The organism is Neoroseomonas soli (genome assembly GCF_018129065.1).
In the GTDB taxonomy this organism is placed as follows: Bacteria; Pseudomonadota; Alphaproteobacteria; order Acetobacterales; family Acetobacteraceae; genus Neoroseomonas; species Neoroseomonas soli.
This window is the reverse complement of the sequence record NZ_JAAEDM010000075.1, coordinates 1-22,580: the sequence shown is the minus strand read 5'-3', so window position 1 is coordinate 22,580 and position 22,580 is coordinate 1. Positions and strand designations below refer to the sequence as shown.

The 22,580-nt window shown below is 69.0% G+C and carries 23 protein-coding genes; 18 read left to right on the top strand and 5 right to left on the bottom strand.

What is annotated here, in order from left to right; genetic code table 11:
- Window positions 1-74: 74 nt before the first annotated feature.
- Entirely contained in the window at window positions 75-515 is a 441-nt protein-coding gene (rpiB, locus tag GXW76_RS20330) for a ribose 5-phosphate isomerase B (RefSeq protein ID WP_211863929.1), read from the bottom strand.
- 149 nt (window positions 516-664) lie between these two features.
- On the opposite strand from rpiB, the gene GXW76_RS20325 reads away from it, so the two are divergent.
- The 9 genes from GXW76_RS20325 (at window position 665) to GXW76_RS20285 (ending at window position 10,124) form a co-directional block, all read left to right on the top strand.
- Entirely contained in the window at window positions 665-1,396 is a 732-nt protein-coding gene (locus tag GXW76_RS20325; RefSeq protein WP_211863928.1) for a Stf0 family sulfotransferase, read from the top strand.
- A gap of 32 nt (window positions 1,397-1,428) precedes the next feature.
- Window positions 1,429-2,382, top strand: a complete 954-nt coding sequence (locus GXW76_RS20320) for a glycosyltransferase family 61 protein (RefSeq protein ID WP_211863927.1) — start codon at window positions 1,429-1,431, stop codon at window positions 2,380-2,382.
- Window positions 2,383-2,477: 95 nt separating this feature from the next.
- Window positions 2,478-3,089: a hypothetical protein gene (locus GXW76_RS20315; RefSeq protein WP_211863926.1), complete on the top strand. Its 612-nt coding sequence runs from the start codon at window positions 2,478-2,480 to the stop codon at window positions 3,087-3,089.
- 11 nt (window positions 3,090-3,100) lie between these two features.
- Window positions 3,101-4,054 carry a glycosyltransferase gene (locus tag GXW76_RS20310; RefSeq protein ID WP_211863925.1) on the top strand — a complete coding sequence of 318 codons (954 nt, stop codon included), beginning with the start codon at window positions 3,101-3,103 and terminating at the stop codon, window positions 4,052-4,054.
- Window positions 4,044-6,332 (top strand): glycosyltransferase, encoded by a 2,289-nt coding sequence (locus GXW76_RS20305; protein WP_211863924.1) that lies wholly within the window; start codon window positions 4,044-4,046, stop codon window positions 6,330-6,332. The genes GXW76_RS20310 and GXW76_RS20305 overlap by 11 nt, the downstream gene beginning before the upstream one ends.
- Window positions 6,333-6,482: 150 nt before the next feature.
- A complete protein-coding gene (locus GXW76_RS20300) occupies window positions 6,483-7,808 on the top strand; it encodes an O-acetylhomoserine aminocarboxypropyltransferase/cysteine synthase family protein (protein WP_211863923.1) in 1,326 nt (441 codons plus the stop codon).
- Window positions 7,805-8,860, top strand: a complete 1,056-nt coding sequence (gene hemB, locus GXW76_RS20295) for a porphobilinogen synthase (RefSeq protein WP_246514557.1) — start codon at window positions 7,805-7,807, stop codon at window positions 8,858-8,860. The genes GXW76_RS20300 and hemB overlap by 4 nt, the downstream gene beginning before the upstream one ends.
- Window positions 8,853-9,167, top strand: a complete 315-nt coding sequence (locus GXW76_RS20290; RefSeq protein ID WP_211863922.1) for a hypothetical protein — start codon at window positions 8,853-8,855, stop codon at window positions 9,165-9,167. The genes hemB and GXW76_RS20290 overlap by 8 nt, the downstream gene beginning before the upstream one ends.
- Before the next feature lie 162 nt (window positions 9,168-9,329).
- A complete protein-coding gene (locus GXW76_RS20285; RefSeq protein WP_211863921.1) occupies window positions 9,330-10,124 on the top strand; it encodes an SDR family NAD(P)-dependent oxidoreductase in 795 nt (264 codons plus the stop codon).
- On the opposite strand, the gene GXW76_RS20280 is transcribed toward GXW76_RS20285, so the two are convergent.
- On the bottom strand, window positions 10,118-10,951 hold the full coding sequence (locus GXW76_RS20280) for an alpha/beta fold hydrolase (RefSeq protein WP_211863920.1): 834 nt from the start codon (window positions 10,949-10,951) through the stop codon (window positions 10,118-10,120). The genes GXW76_RS20285 and GXW76_RS20280 overlap by 7 nt on opposite strands.
- Before the next feature lie 28 nt (window positions 10,952-10,979).
- Window positions 10,980-12,185 carry a CaiB/BaiF CoA transferase family protein gene (locus GXW76_RS20275; protein WP_211863919.1) on the bottom strand — a complete coding sequence of 402 codons (1,206 nt, stop codon included), beginning with the start codon at window positions 12,183-12,185 and terminating at the stop codon, window positions 10,980-10,982.
- A 141-nt stretch (window positions 12,186-12,326) separates the two neighbouring features.
- Between GXW76_RS20275 and GXW76_RS20270 the strand changes: the two genes are divergently transcribed.
- The 9 genes from GXW76_RS20270 (at window position 12,327) to GXW76_RS20230 (ending at window position 20,348) form a co-directional block, all read left to right on the top strand.
- A complete protein-coding gene (locus GXW76_RS20270) occupies window positions 12,327-13,838 on the top strand; it encodes an aldehyde dehydrogenase family protein (protein ID WP_211863918.1) in 1,512 nt (503 codons plus the stop codon).
- Window positions 13,839-13,975: 137 nt separating this feature from the next.
- Window positions 13,976-15,130 (top strand): tyrosine-type recombinase/integrase, encoded by a 1,155-nt coding sequence (locus tag GXW76_RS26185; RefSeq protein ID WP_211863917.1) that lies wholly within the window; start codon window positions 13,976-13,978, stop codon window positions 15,128-15,130.
- A complete protein-coding gene (locus GXW76_RS20260; RefSeq protein WP_211863916.1) occupies window positions 15,130-15,786 on the top strand; it encodes a hypothetical protein in 657 nt (218 codons plus the stop codon). The genes GXW76_RS26185 and GXW76_RS20260 overlap by 1 nt, the downstream gene beginning before the upstream one ends.
- Window positions 15,787-15,895: 109 nt before the next feature.
- Window positions 15,896-16,189, top strand: coding sequence for a hypothetical protein (locus GXW76_RS20255; RefSeq protein WP_211863915.1), 294 nt, complete (start codon window positions 15,896-15,898; stop codon window positions 16,187-16,189).
- A gap of 13 nt (window positions 16,190-16,202) precedes the next feature.
- Window positions 16,203-16,712, top strand: coding sequence for a hypothetical protein (locus GXW76_RS20250; protein WP_211863914.1), 510 nt, complete (start codon window positions 16,203-16,205; stop codon window positions 16,710-16,712).
- A 110-nt stretch (window positions 16,713-16,822) separates the two neighbouring features.
- Window positions 16,823-18,469 (top strand): AAA family ATPase, encoded by a 1,647-nt coding sequence (locus GXW76_RS20245; RefSeq protein ID WP_211863913.1) that lies wholly within the window; start codon window positions 16,823-16,825, stop codon window positions 18,467-18,469.
- A 799-nt stretch (window positions 18,470-19,268) separates the two neighbouring features.
- Complete coding sequence (locus GXW76_RS20240) at window positions 19,269-19,697, top strand: hypothetical protein (RefSeq protein ID WP_211863912.1); 429 nt, start codon at window positions 19,269-19,271, stop codon at window positions 19,695-19,697.
- A gap of 13 nt (window positions 19,698-19,710) precedes the next feature.
- A complete protein-coding gene (locus GXW76_RS20235; protein WP_211863911.1) occupies window positions 19,711-20,016 on the top strand; it encodes a hypothetical protein in 306 nt (101 codons plus the stop codon).
- Window positions 20,017-20,018: 2 nt separating this feature from the next.
- Entirely contained in the window at window positions 20,019-20,348 is a 330-nt protein-coding gene (locus GXW76_RS20230; RefSeq protein ID WP_211863910.1) for a hypothetical protein, read from the top strand.
- Between the two features lie 19 nt (window positions 20,349-20,367).
- Here the strand turns inward: GXW76_RS20230 and GXW76_RS20225 are convergent, their stop codons facing one another.
- Together GXW76_RS20225 and GXW76_RS20220 are read right to left on the bottom strand one after the other, a co-directional pair.
- The gene (locus GXW76_RS20225) at window positions 20,368-21,633 is read right to left on the bottom strand and encodes a phospholipase D-like domain-containing protein (protein ID WP_211863909.1); all 1,266 of its coding nucleotides are present in this window, start codon (window positions 21,631-21,633) and stop codon (window positions 20,368-20,370) included.
- A 441-nt stretch (window positions 21,634-22,074) separates the two neighbouring features.
- Window positions 22,075-22,580, bottom strand: a 506-nt coding sequence (locus GXW76_RS20220; protein WP_211863908.1) for an integrase core domain-containing protein, incomplete at its 5' end; no start/stop codon positions are given.

Sequence of the window (22,580 nt, the reverse complement as noted above, 5' to 3'; positions counted from 1 at the left end):
GTCGCGGAACCGCGCCGCCTCGCGCCGCCGTCGGCTGGCGAAGCCGGCCGGGCGCGCGGGCGGGTGGCCTCGCCTCAGCCCGCCGGCTGGTCGATCTTGGCGACCCGGCGGGCGTGCCGGCCGCCCTCATGGGGCGTCGCCAGGAAGACGCGCAGGGCATCGAGCGCCGTCTCGGCGCCAATCGTCCGGGCGCCGAAGCAGGCCACATTGGCGTCGTTGTGCGCACGGGTAAGGCGCGCTTCGGTGGTGTCGTGCAGGACCGCCGCGCGGATGCCGGGGTGGCGGTTGGCCGTCATGGCCATGCCGATGCCGGTGCCGCAGACCAGGATGCCGAAGGGGGCTTGCCCGGAGGCGACCGCTTCGGCGACCTTCCGAGCGAAGTCGGGGTAGTCGACGGACTCGGCACTGTCCGTGCCAAGGTCGTTGACGGTATGGCCCTCCGCTTCGAGCGCCGCCTTGAGGGCGAGCTTCAGGGGGAGGCCGGCGTGGTCGGAGGCGAGGGAGAGGGTCGTCATCGGAGCCGTTGAATACCCCAGATCTCCGCCTGGCGACACTTGTGCCGAGGTCCGAGGCGGAATCTAACCATCAGGCGATGCTGGCGGCGGGACGGCGGCATTCGGCCATTCGGTGCGGGATCGGCGAGCGTAGGAGCGGACTTGTGTCGGTGAACTACATCATCTGTACGACGGCGCGATCCGGCAGCAACCTGATGTGCGACGTGCTGCGGAACACGCGGCGCCTCGGCCACCCTGTGGAGGCATTCAATCCCGACTTCATGCGGGCGGCCGGATACCGCGAACACGTGGCCCCTGACGGCACCGTCGCAGTGGCGCATTTCGTGGCTTGGATCATGCAACGCCACCGCACGAAGAACGGTGCCTTCGGCACGAAGATCCTGTTCGAGGACTTCGAGACCTTCCGTGGCTTCACCCCGTTTTCGGATCTATTCTTCGACTCCCGCCTTGTTCATCTCCGGCGCCGATCGAAGCTCAAGCAGGCGATTTCCTATTACCTGGCAGAGGAAACCGGCCAGTGGGTGGCAACTGACAAGGCGCGCAAGAGCTTGGAGGATGTCCGGTTCGACTTCGAGGCTATTAGTCGCCACCTGGATCGCCTGATCGTGCAGGATTCGGCCTGGACCGCGATCCTCAACGGGCTCGGCCTGGAGTACATGGAAGTCTACTTCGAGGATTTTCTTGCCGACATGAATGGAAAGCTGCACGAAATCGCTTCCTTTGTCGGCGTCGACACCGTGCCGCTCGATCTGCGCGTGACCCTGACGGAACAGGCCAATCCGCTGAGCCGGGCATTCATGTCGCAGTTCCGGGAGGCCTTCCGGCAGCGCCAGTTCGCCACGACCGGCACCGCCGCCTACAAAGGGCTTTCCTTCCACTGACGCATTCGCTCGCAGGCAAGGGGTTCTCGGCCGTGCCCGAACAGCCGGCAACGGGACTTGTGGCCCGGCCGGTGCCCGAGGCCATCGCCACCCGGGCGATCCGGCGCCCCGCGGACCCCGTGGTGCCCTACCAGTTCGGCGTCTTTGACCGTGCAGGCGAGCCGGTCGATTTCGCGCGGCTTCGGCGCGAATGGCCGCGAAGCAAGACCATCAACCCGACGGGCGTCGCGGAAACTCCGATCGAGAGACGCGCGGGGACCTTCATCTACGGCGGTGTCCTCATCAACCAATATGGGCACTTCCTGCTGGAGAGCCTTGCGCGCTGCTGGGCCTGGCGGACCAGGACCACCGAACCCGTCGTCTTCCATTGCGAGCGCCCGGAACTTCTCCCGTGGCAGGCCGAGGCGCTTCGCGCATTCGGCCTCGATCGCTCCGATATCGTCTTCGTGACGCGCTGCATCGCCTTCGAGAGGCTGGTTGTCCCGCAGCCTGGCTACGTCATCAGTTCCTTCTTCCACACGGAGCACATGCGGGCCCTAGCCGTCACACCGTACGAGCCGCTGGGCGGGCGGAAGCTTTGGATATCGCGCAGCCGGCTCGGCGAGGGCGCACTCGGCACATTCGAGAATGAGAGGGAACTGGAAGCCCTTCTCCAGGAACGGGGCTGGACCCTACTGCACCCACAGGAGCTCTCCTTCACGGACCAGATCCGTAGCTTCGCGGGTGCCGTGCGACTCGCGGGCATCGAGGGGTCCGCGCTGCACAGCATCGTCCACGTGCAGGATTTCCGCGGCACGGTCGGCATCGTCCCGCGCACCCCAGCAGGGCGGCTCAACAGCCGGAATTACGACCTGATCGCGAAGACAAAAGGCCTTCGGCAGCACATCTACCCCGGACCGATCGCGCAGGTCTCAGGGCCGGGCGCCTTCGGCCGGCTCGCGATCGGCGACGTGCCCGGCTGCGTGCGCTTCCTCGACGAACTTTAGCGCGATGATCGCTTCCGACTCACTCGTACCCCCCGTATCCTCGTCGGGAGCCGGTGCGGCACGTAAGCACTGATGGACGGATTCCCCTAGGAACGATGATGCCCACCCCGGACACCGCTGCGGAATCGCCGCATCAGGTTACTGCCGACCTCGCCGCCCTCCGCGCCGAAGTCGCCGAACTGCGTGCCCGCCTCGAGGCCCATGAGCGCATCCTCCAGATCCGCGCCGCGGCCGGCGAGGCAGCTGACCTTGTGGTCCCGACGATGCCGCCCCCGGCGGCCCACCATCCCCTGGCGACGGAATTCGACATCACCGCAGACCAGCTCCTGCCCGTGCATGACGGCTTCTACCAGCTCGAATGGGGCACGGAGGGCGCCTTCCGCTGGACCGGCCCTGGCCAGGACGTGCATTTCGAGGCTTGGCTCGACCGTTCCGCACCGCTGGTCGCAACACTGCACCTCTTCCACTTCGGCACGCCGGCCAACGCGAAGGAACTGACGCTGGAGGTCGACGGCGCCACCTATGCGCTGGCACGCCAGGGCACCGACAAGCTCCTGCGTTCCGATCCGATCGCGCCGCGCGCCGGCGACGGACCGACGCGCATGACGCTGCGCGTCCCACACCTGCACTCACCCGCCGCACGCGGGCAGGCCGACAGGCGGACCCTGGGCGTGGCGTTCCAGCGCCTCAGCATCGAGCCGGCGTAAGGCCCCCGCCGATGGCCGCGCCCACCCGCCGCATCACCGCGGCCATCTGCACCTACGAACGCTACGACCTGCTGCCGGGCGCCATCGAATCCGCCCTCTCCCAATCGCTGCCGTCCGACGCCTACGAGGTCATCGTGGTCGACAACTCCCCCGACCCCGTGCGCTCGGGCCAGGAGGCGGCGGCCTTCGCGCGGCACCCGAACCTTTCCTGGTATCACGAGGCAAAGCCGGGCCTGTCCAACGCCCGCAACGTCGCCGCGCGGCACGCCGCCTCCCCCATCGTCGCCTATCTCGACGACGACGCGCGCGCCGACCCCGTCTGGCTCGAGAACATCGCCGCCTGCTTCGACCAGTACGGCCCGGCGCTGAAGGTCGTCGGCGGCCGCATCCGCCCCTGGTGGGGCGCGCCCCGCCCCGCCTGGCTCTCGGACGAGATGCTCGGCAACGTCACCGTGGTCGACCACGGCGAGGAACGCCGGCTGCTCGGCGACGGCGAATGGGTGGCGGGCGCGAACATCGCCTTCCGCATCGACGCGCTGCGGGACGTCGGCTGGTTCGACACCTCGCTCGGCCGCACCGGCGGTGGGGCGAGCCTGCTCTCGGCCGAGGAGACAGCCGTCACCGACCGCATCCGCGCGCTCGGCGGGCTCGTCGCCTACGATCCGCTCGCCGCGGTGGAGCACTGGGTGGACCCCGAGCGGTTGACCCAGCGCTGGTTCCGCCGCCGGGCCGCCTGGCAGGCGGTCTCGGACTACCTGCGCGACCCGAAGGAGCGATTCGCCAAGCGGGACGACGCCTGGCTCGCCGTGAAGTCCTTCCTGCTGCAACAGAACCCGGCCGACCGCACGCTGCGCGGCCTCGCGCTCGAGAAATCCGGGGCCAGCGAATTCCGCTGGCAGGTCTCGGCGGTCTACAACGCGGTCACCGCCCTCCTCGCCGGGCTCGACGAGCACGATGACCTCTGACGCGCCGTCGCTGCCGGGCGGTTCCTGGGCGGGGCTGCGCGTCCTGGTGCTCTCCCCGGTGCCGACCTGGCCGGTCACCCTCGGCAACCGCAACCGCATCGTCCAGGTCAACCGCGCCCTGCAGCGGGAAGGCGCCCATATCGCGCTGCTGCACTACCCCTCCGACGAGGAATGGCGCACCAGCCTGCCGCGCACCGCACTCGCGGAGATGGCGAGCCAGTGGGACGAAGTCTTCCACGCCCCCGTCACCCGCCCGCTGCACACCCGCCCCGCCGAGGGCGAGGACCACGGCGCCGACGACTGGTGGGACCCCGCGATCGGCCAGATGCTCGACTGGCTGTTGAAGGTGGGGCGCTACGACGCGCTGCTGGTCAACTACACTTGGCTGTCCAAGGCGCTGGAGCACGCACCGGCGGGCGTGCTGCGCATCCTCGACACGCATGACCGCTTCTCCAACCGGCGGGAACTGCTCGCGGACAACGGGCTGAGGCCGGAATACTTCCACACCACGCCGGAGCAGGAACGCCTCGCCCTCGACCGCGCCGACATCGTCTGGGCGATCAAGCGGCAGGAGGAAGCGTTCTTCCGCACCCTGACCAACCGCCCGGTACGAACCCTGCTGCACGCCGAGCCCGCCGGAGGCGTGCCCGCAACGGCTGCGCGCGACGGCGTGCTGCGCCTCGGCATCGTCGGCGGGCGGAACAACATCAACGCGACCAACATCCGCAACTTCCTCAAGGTCGCCGACGCCTACCTGCGCCGCACCCTGCTGCCGGTCGAGATCCTCGTCGCGGGTTCCGTCTGCACGCTGCTCGAGGGATTGCGCCTGCCCTACCTGCGCCTGCTCGGCGCGGTCGAGAGCATGGACGAGCTCTACGCCGAGGCTGACGTGGTGCTGGCCCCCCTCGCCTTCTCGACGGGACTGAAGATCAAGGTCGGCGAGGCGCTCTCGCGCGGCAAGCCGCTGGTCAGTCACGCCCACGCCTTCGAAGGCTACGTACCGACCCACCCCTTCCACGAATGCACCGACTTCGAGGCGATGATGCGCGCCATCCACCGGCTGGTGCGCGAGCCGGAGGAAGTGGCCGTCCTTGCCGAGGCATCTCGCCGCTCCGTGGTGGCGGCGGAAGCGGAGATCCTCGCGACGATCCGCGAGGCCGGCGCGCGGGCGCGCGAATTGCCGCCCTCGGCCGTCCTCTCCCTGCGTTTCGAGCAGGCGCGCCTCGGCACGCTGGCCTTTGACCACGTGCTCGATGCCGCCCGCTATCTCGGCCTTCGGGTCCCGGTCGTGTTCCACCTCGCCGGCGATCCGGCGACTGCGGAACCGGCGGCCCTGAAGCTGTTGGTCACGCGCGGGCGCATCGTGATGGACCCGGCGTCGGCGCCCGGCGCTGCCGCCAGCGCGCTGTTCGACGACACGGAGCCGCGGCTGGCCAGCCTCGGGGCGCTGCTGGCCGCGCCTCACCTGCTCGCCTGGTTCGCCGGCCTGCCGGCGGCGCCGCCGGCCGGCGAGGTGCGGATGCAACTTGGCATCTGCCACATGGGGGCGCTGGCGTTGCAGGGCGAGGCGCGCGATCAGGCGCGGCTTTCTACCCTTGCCGCCGCATTTCCCCGCTTCCTGCTGATCGAGGACGCGCCGACGCGCGAGGCGGCCGCAGCAACGCGCGCCGCCGGAGCGGAGCGCGCCGCCATGCCGCTGCTCTGGCGCGGAGAGGATTGCCGCCTGCTGGCCACGCTGCGCGGCGCCCCCGAAGGGGCGGTCGCGCTACTGACCGAGGATCCGGACGCGCGCGAACTCGCCCCGGTGCTCGCCTGCCTGACGACCATGCTGGGGCGTCAGGTCCGCATCTTTGCGCCGGAAGGCGTGCCGCCAGTGCAGCCCTGGCCGACGAGCGGGCCGCTTGCGGTGCGCGCGGAGGCGATCTCCTTCCGCCCGATCGAGGCGTTCTTCGAGCCGTCGACCTGGGCGCAGTCCCGGCCTGCCTTCGTGGTCGAGCATGGCCGTCCGGCGCGCACGATCCCGGCGCGGGAGGTCGCGCTGCGCGCCGGAATCCCGCATCTGCGCATCGCCGATCCGGCGGCGCCGCCCGTGGTCTCCACCGCGCCGGCCATGTCCTACCGCACCAGCGGCTTCCTCCAGGCGGCGCTGGTGCTGTCCGCGCTGCACCACCGCGCGGGCGGCAGCGCCTCCGGGCCGGGCGCGGCCGAGGAATACGGCCGCGACGCCGGCTGGGCGCGGCTGTGGCGTGAACTGGGGCGGCTCCTGGCGGCGGCCTGACCGGCGGGAGCAAGCCGTCCTCCGGATTGACGGGGGAGTGGGAAGACTTGGCGCGGCCAGGGCGCTGCCGTGAAAGGCCAGTATTTTCCTTTCGCACTGCGTCGTCCCATGGCAGTTGATAGCCCGACGACAACGAGCGGGAGGGTGCCCATGTCTGCACCGAACTGGACGAACCCCGAAACCATCGCGCTGCATGCCGGCTGGCGCGCCGACCCGACGACGGGTTCGGTCGCGGTGCCGATCCACCAGACAACTTCGTTCCAGTTCCAGGACACCGGCCACGCCGCGCGCCTGTTTGCGCTGTCCGAGTTGGGCAACATCTACACCCGCATCATGAACCCGACCGTCGATGTGCTGGAAAAGCGTGTCGCGGCGCTGGAGGGCGGCGTGGCCGGCCTCGCGCTCGGCTCGGGCCAGGCGGCGACCACCTTCTCGGTGATGAACCTCTGCGAGGCGGGGGACAACATCGTGTCCTCCACCGACCTCTATGGCGGCACCTGGAACCTTTTCGCCAATACGCTGAAGCAGTTCGGCGTCGAGGTCCGCTTCGTGGACCCGGCGGACCCCGAGAACTTCGCCAAGGCGACCGACGCCCGCACCCGCTGCTGGTATGCGGAAACCCTGCCGAACCCGAAGCTGCAGGTCTTCCCGATCGGCGAGGTCGCCGCGCTCGGCCGCAAGCTCGGCGTCCCGCTGATCATGGACAACACCGCCGCCCCGGTGATCTGCAAGCCGCTCCAGCACGGCGCGGCGATCGTGATGCACTCCACGACGAAGTGGATCGGCGGCCATGGCACCAGCATCGGCGGCGTCGTCGTCGATGGCGGCAATTTCGACTGGGAAGCCCATGCCGAGCGCTTCCCGACCCTGAACAAGCCCGACCCGTCCTACCACGGCGCGGTGTGGACGCAGGCCGTGAAGCCGCTCGGGCCGATCGCCTACATCATCCGCATGCGCACCTGCCTGCTGCGCGACCTCGGCGCGCCGATGGCGCCGATGAACGCCTTCCTGACCATCCAGGGGCTGGAGACGCTGCCGCTGCGCATGGAACGCCACTGCTCCAACGCGCTGAAGGCGGCGGCCTTCCTCGCGCAGCACCCGGCGGTGGCGACGGTGATCCATCCCTCGCTGATGGAGGGCGAGTGGAAGCGCCGCGCCGACGCCTACCTGAAGGGCGGCTACGGCAGCCTGATGGGCATCGAACTGAAGGGCGGCAAGGAAGCCGGCCAGAAGTTCATCGAGGCATTGCAGATGTTCTACCACGTGGCGAACATCGGTGATGCGCGCAGCCTCGCCATCCATCCGGCGACCACCACGCACAGCCAGCTCGACGAGCAGGCGCTGGCGGCTTCCGGCGTGACGCCCGGCTATGTCCGCCTGTCGATCGGCATCGAGCATATCGACGACATCCTGGCCGACCTCGACCAGGCGCTGAAGGCGGCCACCGGCCTCGGCCTGAAGGCCGCGGCGGAATGAACGCGGACCGTCGCCAGGGCATGCCCTTCGCCGCGGAGGCGCCGGACGCGCTCGGCGCCTTCCCGACGGTGCGCATGCGCCGGATCCGGCGCGATGCGTGGACCCGGCGCCTCGTCGCGGAGAACACCCTGACGACGGACGACCTGATCTGGCCGATCTTCGTCATCGAAGGCACGAACGACGAGCGTGCCGTCGCCTCGATGCCGGGCCAGGTGCGCGTCACCGTGGACCGCATCGCGAAGCATGTGGAGAAGGCGGTGCGCCTCGGCGTTCCCGCCCTCGCGCTGTTCCCCGTGACCCCGCCCGGGGCGAAGGACGCCGAGGGCACCGAGGCGCTGAACCCGGACAACCTGATGTGCCGGGCGGCGCGCGAGTTGAAGCGCGCCTTCCCCGAGGTCGGGCTGGTCGGCGACGTCGCCCTCGATCCCTACACGGACCACGGGCATGACGGGGTGATCCGGCAGACCCGCGCCGGCGACTACGTCCACAATGACGACAGCGTGGCCGTCCTGGTGCGGCAGGCGCTGAACCAGGCGGATGCGGGCATCGACGTCATCGCCCCGTCGGACATGATGGACGGGCGGATCGGTGCCATCCGCGGCGCGCTCGACGCGCAGGGCTTCGTCGACACGCGCATCATGTCCTACGCGGCGAAATACGCCTCGGCCTTCTACGGGCCGTTCCGCGATGCGCTCGGCTCCGGCAAGGCGCTGCGCGGGGACAAGAAGACCTACCAGATGGACCCGGCGAATTCGGACGAGGCGCTGCGCGAAGTGGCGCTGGACCTCGCCGAAGGCGCGGACATGGTCATGGTCAAGCCGGGCATGCCCTATCTCGACATCGTCCGCCGCGTGAAGGACCGCTTCGCAGTGCCTACCTTCGCCTATCAGGTGAGCGGCGAATACGCGATGATCATGGCCGCGGTGCAGAACGGCTGGATCGAGCACGAGCGGGCGATGATGGAGAGCCTCATGGGCTTCAAGCGCGCCGGCGCCAATGGCGTGCTGACCTACTTCGCGGTGGAGGCGGCGGAGGTTCTCCGCCGTGGCTAGCCCCACCCCGCCCGAGGCGCTGCGCCGCCCCTGGCACGGCGCCTCCGACCGTTCCGAGGATCCGGCAGTGGCCTCCATCCGCCTGCAACGGGCGGAGGTGGAGGCGCTGATCGCCTATCGCCGCGCGCAGGAAGGCTCCGAGGACCAGGCGCGCGCCTGGCGGCGCGTCGCGGCGCTGCGGGAGAAGCGCGTCGCGCTGATGCCCGTGGCCGCCGCCGAACGGCTGCCACCGCTGCCCACGCCGCCGGCGCGGGCACTGTCCCTTTGGCAGAAGGTGCAGCAGAGACTGCGGCTCGGCCGCGCCTGACGCGCCCTCCGCGGGCCCGGCGGGCGTGGCCTGACCCACCGCCGCCCGGGCCCTGGAATACGGCGCCGGCCCCTCCCCCGACCCCAGGCCCCTGAGGCTCCGTACCCGCATTTGCCGTGAGGCCTTGCTCGCGCGACGCTGCCGCGCGGGAGGACCAACCACATGGCCCAGGACTGGCTCGGATTGTCGGGGCGCGTCGCGATCGTCACCGGCGCGGCGGGCGGTATCGGCAGCGGCATCGCGGCGGAACTTGCCGCCGTCGGTGCGGCGGTCGGACTTCTCGACCGCGACGGAAACGCCGCGGAGGCCGTGGCCGCGACGCTGCGGGCCAAGGGCGCCAAGGCCGTCGGGCTCGGCTGCGACACCACGGACGAGGCGAGCGTCCGCCGCGCCCTCTCGGCAACTCAGGATGTGCTCGGCCCAGCCGAGATCCTGGTGAACAACGCCGGCATCCTGCGCCCCGGCCCGCTGGCCGAGATCCCGATCGCCGAGTGGAACGCCCTGCTCGCCGTGAACCTCACCGGCTACCTGGTCTGCGCGCAGGCGGCGCGGGAGCAGATGCTGGCGAAGGGAGGCGGGGTAATCGTGCACATCGCCTCGATAGCGGCGACCAACCCGCAGCCGCGCAGCGGCGCCTACAGCCCGTCAAAGGCGGGGGTGGCGATGCTGTCCCGCCAGTTGGCCGCGGAATGGGGGCCTGACGGCATCCGCAGCAACGTCGTCAGCCCCGGTCTCATCCGCACGCCGCTGTCGGAATCCTTCTATCAGGCCCCCGGCGTGCTCGAGCGGCGGGAGGCGATGCTGCCCAGCCGCCGCGTCGGCACGCCCAAGGACATCGCCGATGCCGTGGTGTTCCTCGCAAGCCCCCGCGCCGCCTATGTGAACGGCGCGGAATTGCTGGTCGATGGCGGGTTGGAGCAGGTGATGATGGGGCTGGTGCCCCGGCCGGGCTACTGAATGAGGAAGTCCGCGACCAGCGCCACCTGCGCCTGGTCCATCAGCGCCGGGGCATGGCCCGCGCCGGGGATCTCGGCGAGTTGCACGTTCTCCGCTGCGGCCATGGTCGTGGCGGTTTCGCGCAGCAGCAGGTCGCTTTCGGCACCGCGGATCAGCAGCACCGGGATCGTCACCCGGTCCCATAGCGGCTGCAGGTCGAGCGCCTGCGCTTCCTGAGAGCGGATCGGCGCGGCGATGGCCGGGTCGTAGTGCAGCGCCACGCCGCCATCGGCCGGGCGGGCGGAGGTTTCCGCAAGGTGGCGCCATTCCGCGTCGGTCAGCTTGCCGAAGGGGGCATGGACCACGCGCAGATGCGCCTCGAGCGCCCGGATGTCGCGGAAGACCGGCTCGCAGCCCAGGTATTCGCGGATGCGGGCCATCGCCTCCTGCGGGACGAAGGCGCCGACGTCGTTCAGCACCATGCGGCGGATCGGGTGCCCCGGCGTCGCCGCGATGCCCATGCCGCAGATGCCCCCCAGGGAGGTCCCCACCCAGTCCACCGGCCCGTCGATGCGCGCCAGCAGGTGCGACAGCGCCGAGATATAGGCCGGCGGTTGGTAGAGCATCGGGTCCGGCAGCCAGTCCGAGGCGCCGCGGCCCGGCAGGTCGGGACAGATCACCCGGCGCCCGGCCGCGGCCAGCGCCCCGGCCAGCACGTCGAAGTCCCGGCCCGAGCGGGTCAGGCCATGCACGCACACGACGGGGGCGCCATCCTGCGGCCCCCATTCCCACCAGCGCATGGTGAAGAACCCGGCCGGCGAGAGCCAGCGAACGGCGCCTTCGCGCATCACTCCCTCCTCCCGCCGGCCGCGGCGGCTACAGGATCGACTTGCTCCGCAGCGCGGCGATCTCCTCGGCGGTCATGCCGAGCAGGCCGGACAGCACCTCCTCCGTATGCTCGCCGAGCACCGGCGGGGCGGAACGATAGGTGGGCGGCGTGGCGCTGAGCTTCACCGGGTTGGCGACGACCTTCACCGTCGCGCCGGAGCCGTGCTGCATCTCGAGCACCATGTCGCGCGCCTGGACATGCGGGTCGGCGAAGACGTCCTTCAGCGTGTTGATCGGGCCGCAGCCGATCTTCTGCGCTTCCAGCGCGTCGACCCATTCCACCGTGGTCCGGGTCTTCATCAGTGGCGTCAGCGTCTGCGTCACCAGGTCGCGGTTTGCCACGCGCCTCGGGTTGGTGGAGAAGCGCTCGTCCGCGAGCAGGTGCTCCTGGCCGAAGGCCTTGCAGAACCGCTCGAAGGTCGGGTCATTGCCGACCGCGAGGATGATGTAGCCGTCCTTCGTCGGGAATTCCTGGTAGGGGCTGATGTTCGGGTGCTGGTTGCCGAGGCGCGGCGGGTTTTCCCCCGTCGCCAGGTAGTTCATGCCCTGGTTCGCCAGCCACGCGACATGCGTGTCCAGCATGCCGATGTCGATCTGCTGGCCGCGGCCGGTCGCGGTGCGGTGGTTCAGCGCGGCGAGGATGCCGATGCAGCCATACAGGCCGGCGAACAGGTCCGCCACCGGGATGCCGACCTTCTGCGGGGAGCCGTTCGGCTCGCCGGTCAGGGACATCACGCCGCCCATCGCCTGGATCAGCGCGTCATAGCCCGGGCGCGGGGCATAGGGGCCGGTCTGCCCGAAGCCGGTGATCGAGCAGTAGATCAGGCGCGGGTACTTGTCCTTCAGCTGGTCCCAGCCCAGGCCGTACTTGGCCAGCGCGCCGACCTTGAAGTTCTCCGCCAGGATGTCGGTGGATTCGAGCAGCCGGTGCAGGATCGCCTGCGCCTCGGGCTTCGCCATGTCGAGCGTGACCGACTTCTTGTTGCGGTTCACGCCGAGGAAGTAGGCGCTCTCCTTCGTCTCGGGCCAGAAGGGAGGCGCGAAGCCGCGGGTGTCGTCGCCGGCCTCGGGGCGCTCGATCTTGATCACCTCGGCGCCGAGGTCGCCCAGCATCTGGGTGCAGGTCGGCCCGGCGAGGACGCGGGTGAGGTCGAGGACGCGAAGGCCCGCAAGCGGGCCGGCGGGGGTGGGCATGCGGTACGAACTCCCTTGGCTCGGGGGCGAGGCTTAGTCGGGGCGTCGTGCCGCGGCAACCCGGTCCGGCACCTGGCGGTTCCCTCCACGCCCGCTCGGGTCTATTCCTGCCGGCCGAAACGAGACACCGAGGAGCGTCCCATGCTCGACCGTCCGCACCCCACCCCCGCCGCCCCGACGACCGACCCCTTCGCGCTCGCGAAGTCTCTGTCGGGGATGCATTTCATCGGCGGCGCCTATGTCCCGGCGCGCTCGGGCAAGACCTTCGCGGTGGTGAACCCCGCGACCGGCGCCGAAGTCGCCCGCGCTGCCGAGGGCGACGCTGCCGACGTGGACGCCGCCGTCCAGAACGCCGCTCGCGCGCAGAAGGAATGGGCCAAGGTCCCGGCCCGCAAGCGCGGCGCGCTGGTCCACCAGTGCGCGCAGCTCATCAAGGAGCATGTGGACGAGCTCGGCCGGCTGATCGCGCTCGAGACCGGCAAGGCCCTGCGCACCGAATCCAGAGTCGAGGCCGGCGTCGTCGCCGATGTCTTCGAATTCTTCGGCGGCCTCGGTTCGGAACTGAAGGGCGAGAGCGTCCCCTTCGACCCGAAGATGCTCTCCGTCACGGTGCGCGAGCCGCTCGGCGTGGTCGGCGCGATCATCCCGTGGAACGTGCCGATGCTGCTGATGGCGCTGAAGGTCGCGCCCGCGCTGGTGGCCGGCAATTCCGTCGTCGTGAAGTCGGCCGAGGAAGCCCCCCTCGCGGTGCTGCGCATCTGCGAGATCATGAACCGCATCCTGCCGCCGGGCGTGTTCAACATAGTTTCCGGCTTCGGCCCGGAATGCGGCGCGCCGCTCGTCGAGCACAGGCTGGTGCGCAAGGTGACGTTCACCGGCTCGGTGGAAACCGGCAAGATCGTCGCCAAGGCCGCGGCCGAGAAGCTGATCCCGGTCACGCTCGAACTCGGCGGCAAGTCGCCGATGATCGTCTTCGCCGATTGCGACTTCGACAAGACGGTCTCCGGCGCGCTGACCTCGATGCGCTTCACGCGCCAGGGCCAGTCCTGCACCGCGGCGTCGCGCATCTATGTCGAGCGCCCGATCTTCGACCGCTTCGTCACGGCGATGAAGAATGCGGTCAACAACATGGTCATGGGCGACCCGCTGGACGAGAAGACCGACATCGGCACCATCGTCAGCGAGGGCCAGCTTTCCAAGGTGAAGGGCTTCATCGCCGAGGGCGCCGCGACGCCGGGCGCCACCGCGCATGTCTGCTCCGCCATGCCGACCGACCCCGCGCTGAAGAAGGGCCTGTTCATCCAGCCCGTGATCTTCACCGGCCTGACGAAGTCCAGCCGCCTGGTGCAGGAGGAGATCTTCGGCCCCGTCACCGTCATCCAGGCCTTCGACGACCCGGAAGCGGTGCTTGCGGAAGCGAATGACTCCGACTACGGCCTCGCCGCCTCGCTCTGGACGAACAACCTGAAGGTCGGGCTCGACCTCGCGCATCGCCTGGAAGCCGGCCTCGTGCAGATCAACCAGAACCTGGTCGTGCAGGCGAACCTTTCCTACGGCGGGGTGAAATCCTCGGGCCTCGGCAAGGAAGCGAGCCTCGAGGCGATGCTGGAGCACTTCACGCACAAGAAGACCATCATGGTGAACATGGCGTGATGGGGCGTTGCGCCCCGTTATCTATGTCGTTGATTCTACTCGGGTCCTATCGGTAAACCGGTGGCGCCGGGTGGCGGTGGGTTGCGCCGTGTTGCGCCTCCATTGCCCCCGGTTTACCCCCGACCGAGGAGGCCCCCGTGCCCGCCACCGCATTGAACGACCGCATGCTGCGGTCGCTCCCGCCCAACACCGACACCCCTGACCTGCTGATGCCGGGCCTCGTGGCCCGCAAGCGGGATCGCGGCGTGACGTTCTGGCTCGTCGCCATGCGCAACGGGCGCCGGCACAAGCAGCGCCTGGGCGCGTGGCCCGCACTGTCCCTCGCCGATGCCCGGACGGCCGTCCGGCTGCGCATGGGCGCCATCGAGCAGGGCCACGTCACCACCCCCGCCGGCACGTTCGGCGAGGGCTTGGACCGCTACCTCGCGCATGTCGAGGCCACCGCGCGCGACCCCGGCCAGGTGAAGTGGCTGCTGGACCGCTTTGCCCGCCCGACGCTCGGCTCCGTGCCCCTGGCCCGGCTGCACCGCCGGGACTTGCAAGCCGTGGTGGATGCCGTGGCGGGGGGACGGGCGAAGGTGGAGGGGGCGCCCATGAGCAAGGGCGGCAGCCCGGCCACGGCCGCCCGCGTCGCCGCCATGCTCGGCGCCGCCATCAACTGGCTGCACCAGCGCGGGCACATCGAGACGCACCCCTGCCCCGGCGGCCTCGACCGCCCCGCCACCAATGGCCCGCGCGAGCGCATCCTGACCGACGCAGAGATCAAGGCCGTTTGGGCGGCGTGCGAGGGCCGCGAGCCAGCTGGCCGGGTGCTGCGACTGTTGCTCCTGACCGGCTGCCGGCGGGAGGAGGTCAACGGTCTGACCCAGGGCGAGGTTGAGCGCGACAGCGAGGGCAACCCCACAGCGTTGCTGCTCCCGGCCGAGCGGACCAAGGCCGGGCGGGCGCACCGGGTGCCGCTGTCGCCGCTCGCCGCGGACCTCATAGCTCAGGCGCCGCACACGGGCGACGTGCTGTTCCCCGGCCGCCATGCGTCGGTCCCGTTCAAGGGGTGGTCGCGAGCCGTGGAGGACATTCAGCGCCTGAGCAAGACCGAGGGATGGACGCCGCACGACATGCGCCGGACTTGCGCCTCGGCCCTCGCGCGACTCGGCGTGCGGCCGGATATCATCGACCGCGTGCTGAACCACGCACCGCCGCGACTGCGCCGAGTTTACGACAGGCACGACTACAGCGCCGAGATGCGCGATGCGCTGGTGAAGTGGGCGGCTCACGTGGCGGGGGAGGCGTGATGATGACGGCGGACGAGATCGCCGCGACGGAACTGCGAAAATTTCTGAACAGAGTCGGGCATGTGCCGGCGGTTGGGGGATTCGCTCCCGAGATCATTCAACCGCTCGCCAACCACGGCGACATCGCGTTGCGTGGCGCTGCTAGCCATGCTCGCGAAGCACTGATGGCACGGGCCAGGGGCGACTTGGATATGTTTCGCACGCTCTATGCTGCCGCCCGGAACCTCTTGCTCGATGCCGAGCGCCAGCAAACTGACGTCGCGGCTGCTCGGGCCATCCAGACAGAGCGCCAGCAGGCCGACGAGCGGGTTGAGACTGAGCGGGCAGAAGCGCAGGCCAAGGTGGAAGCCGAGCGCCGGCTGGCGGAAGAACGGGTCGAAGCCGAGCGGGAAATCCGCCATCGGGGGCCACGCGCGGAGCGAACCAGCACGCGAACGCGGGCCGGCCTCGACGCGAAGGCGTTCGAGCTTGCCGCGACATTGCGACCGGGGGCCTACGCACGCAACGGCCGGCTCAACGTCGCGAAGCTCGCCAAACTCGTCGCCGACGAGGCGACCATCCGGCCTGAGGCGCTGGGCGAGGTAGCGACTATCGAAGCGCGGATCAGGCGCGAGGCCAAGCGCAGGAAAACTTGCCTCGATGAGTGGATCGACTGACACCACATTTTCGTTTTGGTCTGGCAATCTATCGTTGCAGTGAGTAGCGGCTGAGACCTGCCCTCTCGGCGGTTCTACGTGTGTCCCGTCACCCAGCGAGGACGCGCCAATGCCCCGGCACCCCGCCCGAACCACCGTCAATCCTGCCGATCACGCCGACGACACGCCGCAATGGTCGCGAACCTGGGCCGCTGCGGACGACTTGGTCACCGCCAAGATCGTTACCTCACGCTACGGGGCCTACAGAGCGGTAAGGACGGGTGACTTGCCCGAGCCGGTCGTCATTTCCGGCCGCATGCTCTGGCATGTCCCGACGCTCGAAAAGTTCCTCCTCGACCGCGCTGCCGCGCGAGCCGAAGCGCGCGCCGCTACGCGCGCCGCGCTTCAGCGCAACGTCGGCTGAAGGGGTGCGTGCAATGAGCAGCACACCGATCGGCCCCGTGCTCACGGGGGCGATTCGACGGACTGCGGAGGCGGTCGCGGATCACGTCGTGTCGGCGACCGCGAAGCCAGGCGTCGCAGCAGGCCCCGCCGCACCCGCGTTGATGGACCTGCTGACGGAAACAGCAAGCGCGGTCGCCGATGCCGTTCGCCGCGCGCCGGCAGACGACAATCTGCGCGCGGCAGTCGCGGGCCTGTCGGACGCCGCCACCACCTACCAGTTCCGCATCTACGAGATCCTGGAAGACCCCGAGGAGCCCGTGGATCGAAAGGCTCTGCGCGAGGCATGGCCGGTGGTCTGCGTAGTGCTGATCGTCCTTGGCGAGGCGAAACGACGCATCGCCGCGTTCGAGGCGGGCACTGTTCCGGGACCGCCGCCGCTGCGCGCCAGCCGTGATGTGCTCGACGCCATAGTCGGCTACCTCGAATTCATCGACGAGCGCCTGGCCGACGTTCCACGCCGGCCGAGGGCCGGCCATGAGTAGCGCGCTATCGCCGCCACGACGACCGCGCAGAAGCCCCGCACCGGCTGGCACCGGCGCGGGGCGGTAGCAGGGGATTCAGAAATGGCAACGAGCAGGAGCGGGGGTCGCCCATGCCGACTGATGACGTGAGCGGCGACGCGCCCGAGGTCAATCGGAAACTGTCGCCGAACGATGCGCCGAGTGGCGGGCCGGGCGCGGACTGGCTCGTGAAGTTCGGCGAAGAAATGTACCGCAAGAACGAGGAGAACAAGCGCGCCCTGAAGGAGCGCGAAGAACGTGCTCGCGACGAAGCGCGCGCGCGTGAAGCGTTCAGCGAGCGCGACGGCGCGATAGTCCAGTGGATGGGCGATCCGGAGAAAAAAGATGCGCTGAAGCGCGTCGTGGACACCGCTTCCAAGCTGGACTCAAGCGAAGACCAGGACGAGGCGTTCGCCGAGTACTTCGCCGCGATGCAACACGCATCGGCGACGCTCGGCGTCTCTGTGGGCGCGATCGCCGATGGCTTTCTCGGCATACAGTCCGCTAGCGGCCGGGGCGCGCGGCTCGCGGACATGAAGCCTGCACCACGGCAATGGATCGTTCCACCGTGGCTCATCAGGGGCTTCATCACCATGCTCGCGGCGCCGGGCGGTAGGGGCAAGACGAGCCTGCTCTACCTCATCGCGCTCGCGGTGCTGACAGGCGAGGATCTCCTCGGCTTGGAGGTGCGGCGGCCGAGCAGCGTGCTGATGCTGGTGCAGGAGGACGACGAGGCGGAGTTCCAGCGTCGATTTCTCGCTACCTCTCGGCACCACAAACTGGCCGATGGAAGCCCGATCACCGACGCTGCGTTTTGCGGCCGGCAGTTGTGGGTGCGCACGTCGCCCTTTGTGATCGCCGTTCCCGACGAGGGCGAGGGAGACGAACGCCGGCACAAGGCGCGTCGTATCCGCGTGAACTGGGCTGAGGTGAACGCCACCGTTGCCGCCTGCCGCTTGCATGGCGTCGGCCTCGTCGCCGTCGATCCGTTCTCAAACATCCACGAGGTCGAGGAGAATGCGCGTGCGGACATGGCGCCGGTGATGGATGTGGTCGTCTACATCGCGCAGAAGGCCGACGTCTCCGTTCTGCTCGTCCACCACACGCGAAAAGGTGGTGCGGGAGAAGGCGGCAATAAGGCCGACGCGGTGCGGGGATCGAGCGTGCAGACCACCAAGCCGCGCGCCGTCATCACCGTTGAGACGATGCCAGAGGATGCGGCGAAGAGGCTTGGGGTGCCGCCGGAGGAACGCCGCTCGTATTTCCGCGCCGATCTTGAGGGCAAATCCAACATGGCGCCGGTGGGAGAGGCGCGATGGTTCCGCATGATCGGGCACACACTGGACAACGCGACGGAGGAAGACCCGGCGGACGTTGTCGGTGTCGCGGAGCGATGGATTCCGCAGCCGTTGCAGGGGTTGTCGGATACGCAAAAGGCGGAGGCGCTGCGGATTATCGCTGCGGGGCCATCGGAAGGCGAGAAGTGGTCATTGTGGAGTTCGAGCAAAGACCGGTTCGTCGTGCCGGCGCTTGCGACAAGGCTGGGCGTTTCCGATCGGGATGTGGCGGCCGCGCTGGACGAGTGGAAGCGGGCCGGCGTTGTGCGTGAGGAATGGTATAAACGGCCGGCCCCGAGCAGAACCAAAGCGAGGGGGCTCGTCGTTGACCGCGACGCGCTGAGCGGAGCGGAGCAGGCGGACGGACGCCGTGCGCCAGATGACGACGATCTTCCGTTCTGATCTGTGCGGGCCGGGTGCCGGAATGACCCGCGCGGGCCGGCATGGCGCACCCCCACGCAACCCGCGCCTGTGCCGGGTGCCGGGTGCCGGGTGCCGGGGGTGACCCGGACACCCCCCTGCCTGCCGGGGAACCACGCCGGCGGCGCAATTCTGCGATGACAGACTGCCGGTAGAGGGTGCCGCAGGCCGAGGCGTGGGCTTCTGGAACCCACGCCTAAACCCACGCCTGACCCACGCAACCCACGCCTCACGCACGCCGGTGCGTTCCGGCCCGCGCGGCAACCCACGCCTCGGCGCCCGGCACCACGGTCAGACCACCCGGCACCCGGCACTGGCAGCTTGCCTCGGCCGCCCGGCGGTGAAGCACATGCCGGCATGCGCGCCCGCTCGCCCTCCGAGGTCCTACCAGGCCACCCCGCCACCGCGCCCGGCCCGTCACGCCGGCCACCCGGCGCGCTGGCCTGCCTAGGCCTCCCAGGCCCTCCGGCACCCGGCACCCGGCACCCCGGCCACCGTGCCCACCGGCACCGCCCCCCCCGCCACCCGTCATGCGCGCCGCCTCGTCGGGGTGCGTCGGCAGCAGCACAAAGCACGCGCTGGGTTGCGGCGGCTACTCGCGCCGCCTCTCGGACGACGACAAGCGCGGGCGATCCGCGAGCGCATCCGAGCGACGCATACCGGGGGGGCATATCCGCGCCTCGTCGAGTTCGCCGTTACCGACGGGGGGACTCAGCGTTCATCGAATGCCGTCATTTTCCGACCCCATCTTGGTCGGTCCCTCAAGCAGTCAGAAAGGAGCATGCCCGGCATGACTCAATTTCGTTCGCAGCGCCGTCGCGGTGCCCCCATCCCGGCACTTGAACTTGCGCCGCCCCCGCATCTGGACGCCGAAGCCGCAGCGGCGTTCCGCGAGGCAGTCGAAAGCCGGCCGCAATTATTCACGCCGAGTGATGCCCGGCTGCTGACGGCATACGCGCTGGCCTGCTCGGCTGCTCGGCGCATGGAACGCGATCCGAGCAGCGCGGAGAATCCAGGCAGCTACGGCAGGGCCGTGGACGCGATGATCAAACTGTCGCGCGTGCTGCGTCTCAGTCCAATCAGCCGCTCACCCGTCGAAGGTGCCGTGCAGCCGGCACGCGCAAGCGATGGCGACGCCGATGTGCCCGATGCGGCGCCTCTGCCGGACACCTCCGGCGCCTCGGCTCCCTGGCTCCGCTCCGTCGCCTGACGAGACGGCGAGCATGATCCCGCCGCCCGTCCCGCTCGCGGCACCCGAGATGGCGCTTTGGCGCGCGGCCTTCGAGCGCCGGCCCGATCTTCCTGAACGCGACGTTCCGCTGCTGCTGCTCGCGGTGAAACTCGCCGCGCGCATCGAGGCATCCGCCGATCCATCACCTGAGGAAACGTCCGACTTCCACGCGGTATGGATGATGCTCCGGCTCACGCCGCTCGCCATCGAACTGGAACGCCGCGCGTTTGCGCTGCGCACTGGTGATGCTGCTGAGGCGATGCCGTTCACCATGCCCGCATCGGTGACGAGACACTGACGATGCAGCACATGCCAAGCGCCAGCTTCTACGCGCTGGACGACCTCGCCCTCGACGCTGCCCCCGGGGACCGTCGCCGCGCACGCCAGATCCATCGCCGCGCAGTCCATCGAGAACCTGGCGACGACGCGCCGCATGTGGCACCCGGCACATCGCTTGAGCAGTTCATCCGTGCCTACGACGAACAGCGCCGCGCAGCCGGACAGCGCATTGCCGGCAACGCAGTTCTTGTTGCTGCCGCAAGGCTGCGCGGCTTCACGAGCCAGCGGCGTGTGTCAGCCCGGCGCATCATCAAAACAGCAAAATGGCTCCGCGACTGGGTTACTGCCTGATCGCCATCACGGCGCGTTCTTATTCGCCGCTCACGTTGAAGCCTAGGAACCGAAGCGCCTTGGCAGAACGACCGTTTACCGGAGGGCACTCCTGCGGCCTGACGGTTCCACAAAGTTCAAGCCCGCAGAACTTGCCGAAGAGCGCGAGCTTCCACCGTGCATCCGCTGTGGTTCCATAAAGGCGGTCTACGAAGTCACCGGGTCCATGGAGGAGGTAAGTCAGCGTGTCTCGGACGCGCGCGACGTCATCATTGTTCTCCGCCCAGAATCGTCTTGGGAGTGCCTCCCGTCCACCGGCCGTGAACCGCATCTGCTCCTGAAATGCGTGGATGCCCATCAGGCCTGCCGTGATCTGCGCCTTCGACGCCACGCGGAGAATCTCCGGCTCAGCGAATGGCGCCAACACATCCTGAATACCCTCGGCGTAACCCTCGAAGACCTTCCCGTCCTCAGCATCGCGCCAAGCCTGACCCAAGCGCACAATTTCGGCGCGGCGCTCATCCGCAGCGCGAAGTGGCGCCTCTTTCCAATCATCGTGCAGTGCGTGCGTCAGGCGCACCCAGTTCAAGAAGCGATTGACTCGAAACGGAGCGTCGATTTGCATGACGTCGTCGCGATACAGATCGCCATCTGCGAGAAGGCGCGCCACCTCATCAAACGCAGGTCGGTACTGCTCCTCGATCTGACGCCGCAGTGCCTCACGTGCCGCCTGATCCGCAAATGACTTCCGCCTCTCTACGTTCACCGATGGGGGTTCGACCTTTCCGACAGCATTGGTGATAGCGGCTTCGGGATCGGGACCTATCCGACGCGCGCTTCGCCACGCCTCTTCGAACACGTCGAGCGTTCCACGGCTCATGGCGCGCGCATCGCTCCATAGCTCTTCAAAGATCGCGCGTGCCTGAATGATCGGTTCCGAGTCATCCGGCTCAGTGAAACAGGCAACGACTTCGCGATTGCTTTGGAATCCGGCTTCAGTGAGATTTGCCGATCCCACTAACGCCGCATTATCGAAGACGTAGAGCTTGGCGTGAAAGCGCCCCGTGTAGAACCGAACCGCCGTGCGAGGGGAGCCAACGAGAGCACGCAAATGGTGAGGGTGTGTTGCAGAATTTAGGCCGACGATAAGCCGCAACGAGGCTCCGCGCTTGAGTGCCTCACTGATGGGTTCGTGATTTGAGAAGTAGGGGGCTGCGAGCAGCAGAGTGCGTGACTGCGAAGCTAGTTTTTCGAATGCGCCTCGAACGTAATCGCCTGTGCCGCCATTGCTGATAAGCCTTGCCAAGGCCGCCCTCCATCTACCGCCGCGAAGTCACGCACAAGCTGATATCGTGCACAACAAACAGCGAAGCACCAATGGCTACTGTTGAGGAGGCCGACGTGCTCCTGGGCGCCCCTGACGAGGTTGCCGCGATCTGATTGGCCGCCGGCATCGAGCCATGGGCGGCATTGATCCTGGCGGGCTAGCCGCCGGAATTGTTCGACACTGACGCGGCGCGCCGCTCCGAGGTCCTCCCGCGCCACCGGCACCCCACCCGGCACCATGCCCACCGGCCGATCGGCGCACCGGCCCCGTAGGTCCTCCCAGGTCAGCCGCGCCGCCATGCCGGGCACTACCGGCACCGGCCCGGCGCACCGGGCACCTGGCCCGGCGGCCTCCGTGCAACGCCCGCCGCCGAACCGGCGGAACGGCCCCACTTTCGGCTGGACCTTGGAGTTGCCCCCATCAAACCGGACATGCGGCTTGGGTTGCTGACTGCGCGGCGACGAACTCACGGGGCGAGCGCATGCGCAAGCCGCTGTGAGGGTGGATGGTGTTGTAGTCCTCGAACCACTCGGCCTGGCGCTGCAGGACGGAGATGGCGTCCGGCCTTGGGCTCACGCGGGCGTAGTCGCGCTTGAAGGTCTTCACGAAGGCCTCGCAGACGCCGTTGCTCTCGGGGCTGCGGACGGGCGTAAAGCACGCGATGAGCTTCAGCGCAGTGGCGAAGTCCACCGTTTCGCCCGCGGTGTAGGCCGAGCCGTTGTCGGCGAGCCACTGGACGGGCTGCGGCGCGTGCAGTGCGTCGAAGCGTCGTTCGACGCAGTCGAGCATCATGTCGCGGATCATCTCGCCGCTGATGCCGCCACCGGAGGTGCCGACCCAGGCCATGATCTCACGGTCATGAGTGTCGATGGCAAAGGCGACGCGGACCACCTCGCCGTTCCAGCAGCGGATCTCGAAACCGTCCG

What these genes read in the sequence shown, in the direction of transcription:
- rpiB (WP_211863929.1), bottom strand. Translation starts at nt 515, where the DNA reads ATGACGACCCTCTCCCTCGCCTCCGACCACGCCGGCCTCCCCCTGAAG.
- GXW76_RS20315 (WP_211863926.1), top strand. Translation starts at nt 2,478, where the DNA reads ATGATGCCCACCCCGGACACCGCTGCGGAATCGCCGCATCAGGTTACT.
- GXW76_RS20310 (WP_211863925.1), top strand. Translation starts at nt 3,101, where the DNA reads ATGGCCGCGCCCACCCGCCGCATCACCGCGGCCATCTGCACCTACGAA.
- GXW76_RS20305 (WP_211863924.1), top strand. Translation starts at nt 4,044, where the DNA reads ATGACCTCTGACGCGCCGTCGCTGCCGGGCGGTTCCTGGGCGGGGCTG.
- GXW76_RS20300 (WP_211863923.1), top strand. Translation starts at nt 6,483, where the DNA reads ATGTCTGCACCGAACTGGACGAACCCCGAAACCATCGCGCTGCATGCC.
- hemB (WP_246514557.1), top strand. Translation starts at nt 7,805, where the DNA reads ATGAACGCGGACCGTCGCCAGGGCATGCCCTTCGCCGCGGAGGCGCCG.
- GXW76_RS20285 (WP_211863921.1), top strand. Translation starts at nt 9,330, where the DNA reads ATGGCCCAGGACTGGCTCGGATTGTCGGGGCGCGTCGCGATCGTCACC.
- GXW76_RS20280 (WP_211863920.1), bottom strand. Translation starts at nt 10,951, where the DNA reads ATGCGCGAAGGCGCCGTTCGCTGGCTCTCGCCGGCCGGGTTCTTCACC.
- GXW76_RS20275 (WP_211863919.1), bottom strand. Translation starts at nt 12,185, where the DNA reads ATGCCCACCCCCGCCGGCCCGCTTGCGGGCCTTCGCGTCCTCGACCTC.
- GXW76_RS20270 (WP_211863918.1), top strand. Translation starts at nt 12,327, where the DNA reads ATGCTCGACCGTCCGCACCCCACCCCCGCCGCCCCGACGACCGACCCC.
- GXW76_RS20260 (WP_211863916.1), top strand. Translation starts at nt 15,130, where the DNA reads ATGATGACGGCGGACGAGATCGCCGCGACGGAACTGCGAAAATTTCTG.
- GXW76_RS20255 (WP_211863915.1), top strand. Translation starts at nt 15,896, where the DNA reads ATGCCCCGGCACCCCGCCCGAACCACCGTCAATCCTGCCGATCACGCC.
- GXW76_RS20250 (WP_211863914.1), top strand. Translation starts at nt 16,203, where the DNA reads ATGAGCAGCACACCGATCGGCCCCGTGCTCACGGGGGCGATTCGACGG.
- GXW76_RS20245 (WP_211863913.1), top strand. Translation starts at nt 16,823, where the DNA reads ATGCCGACTGATGACGTGAGCGGCGACGCGCCCGAGGTCAATCGGAAA.
- GXW76_RS20240 (WP_211863912.1), top strand. Translation starts at nt 19,269, where the DNA reads ATGCCCGGCATGACTCAATTTCGTTCGCAGCGCCGTCGCGGTGCCCCC.
- GXW76_RS20235 (WP_211863911.1), top strand. Translation starts at nt 19,711, where the DNA reads ATGATCCCGCCGCCCGTCCCGCTCGCGGCACCCGAGATGGCGCTTTGG.
- GXW76_RS20230 (WP_211863910.1), top strand. Translation starts at nt 20,019, where the DNA reads ATGCAGCACATGCCAAGCGCCAGCTTCTACGCGCTGGACGACCTCGCC.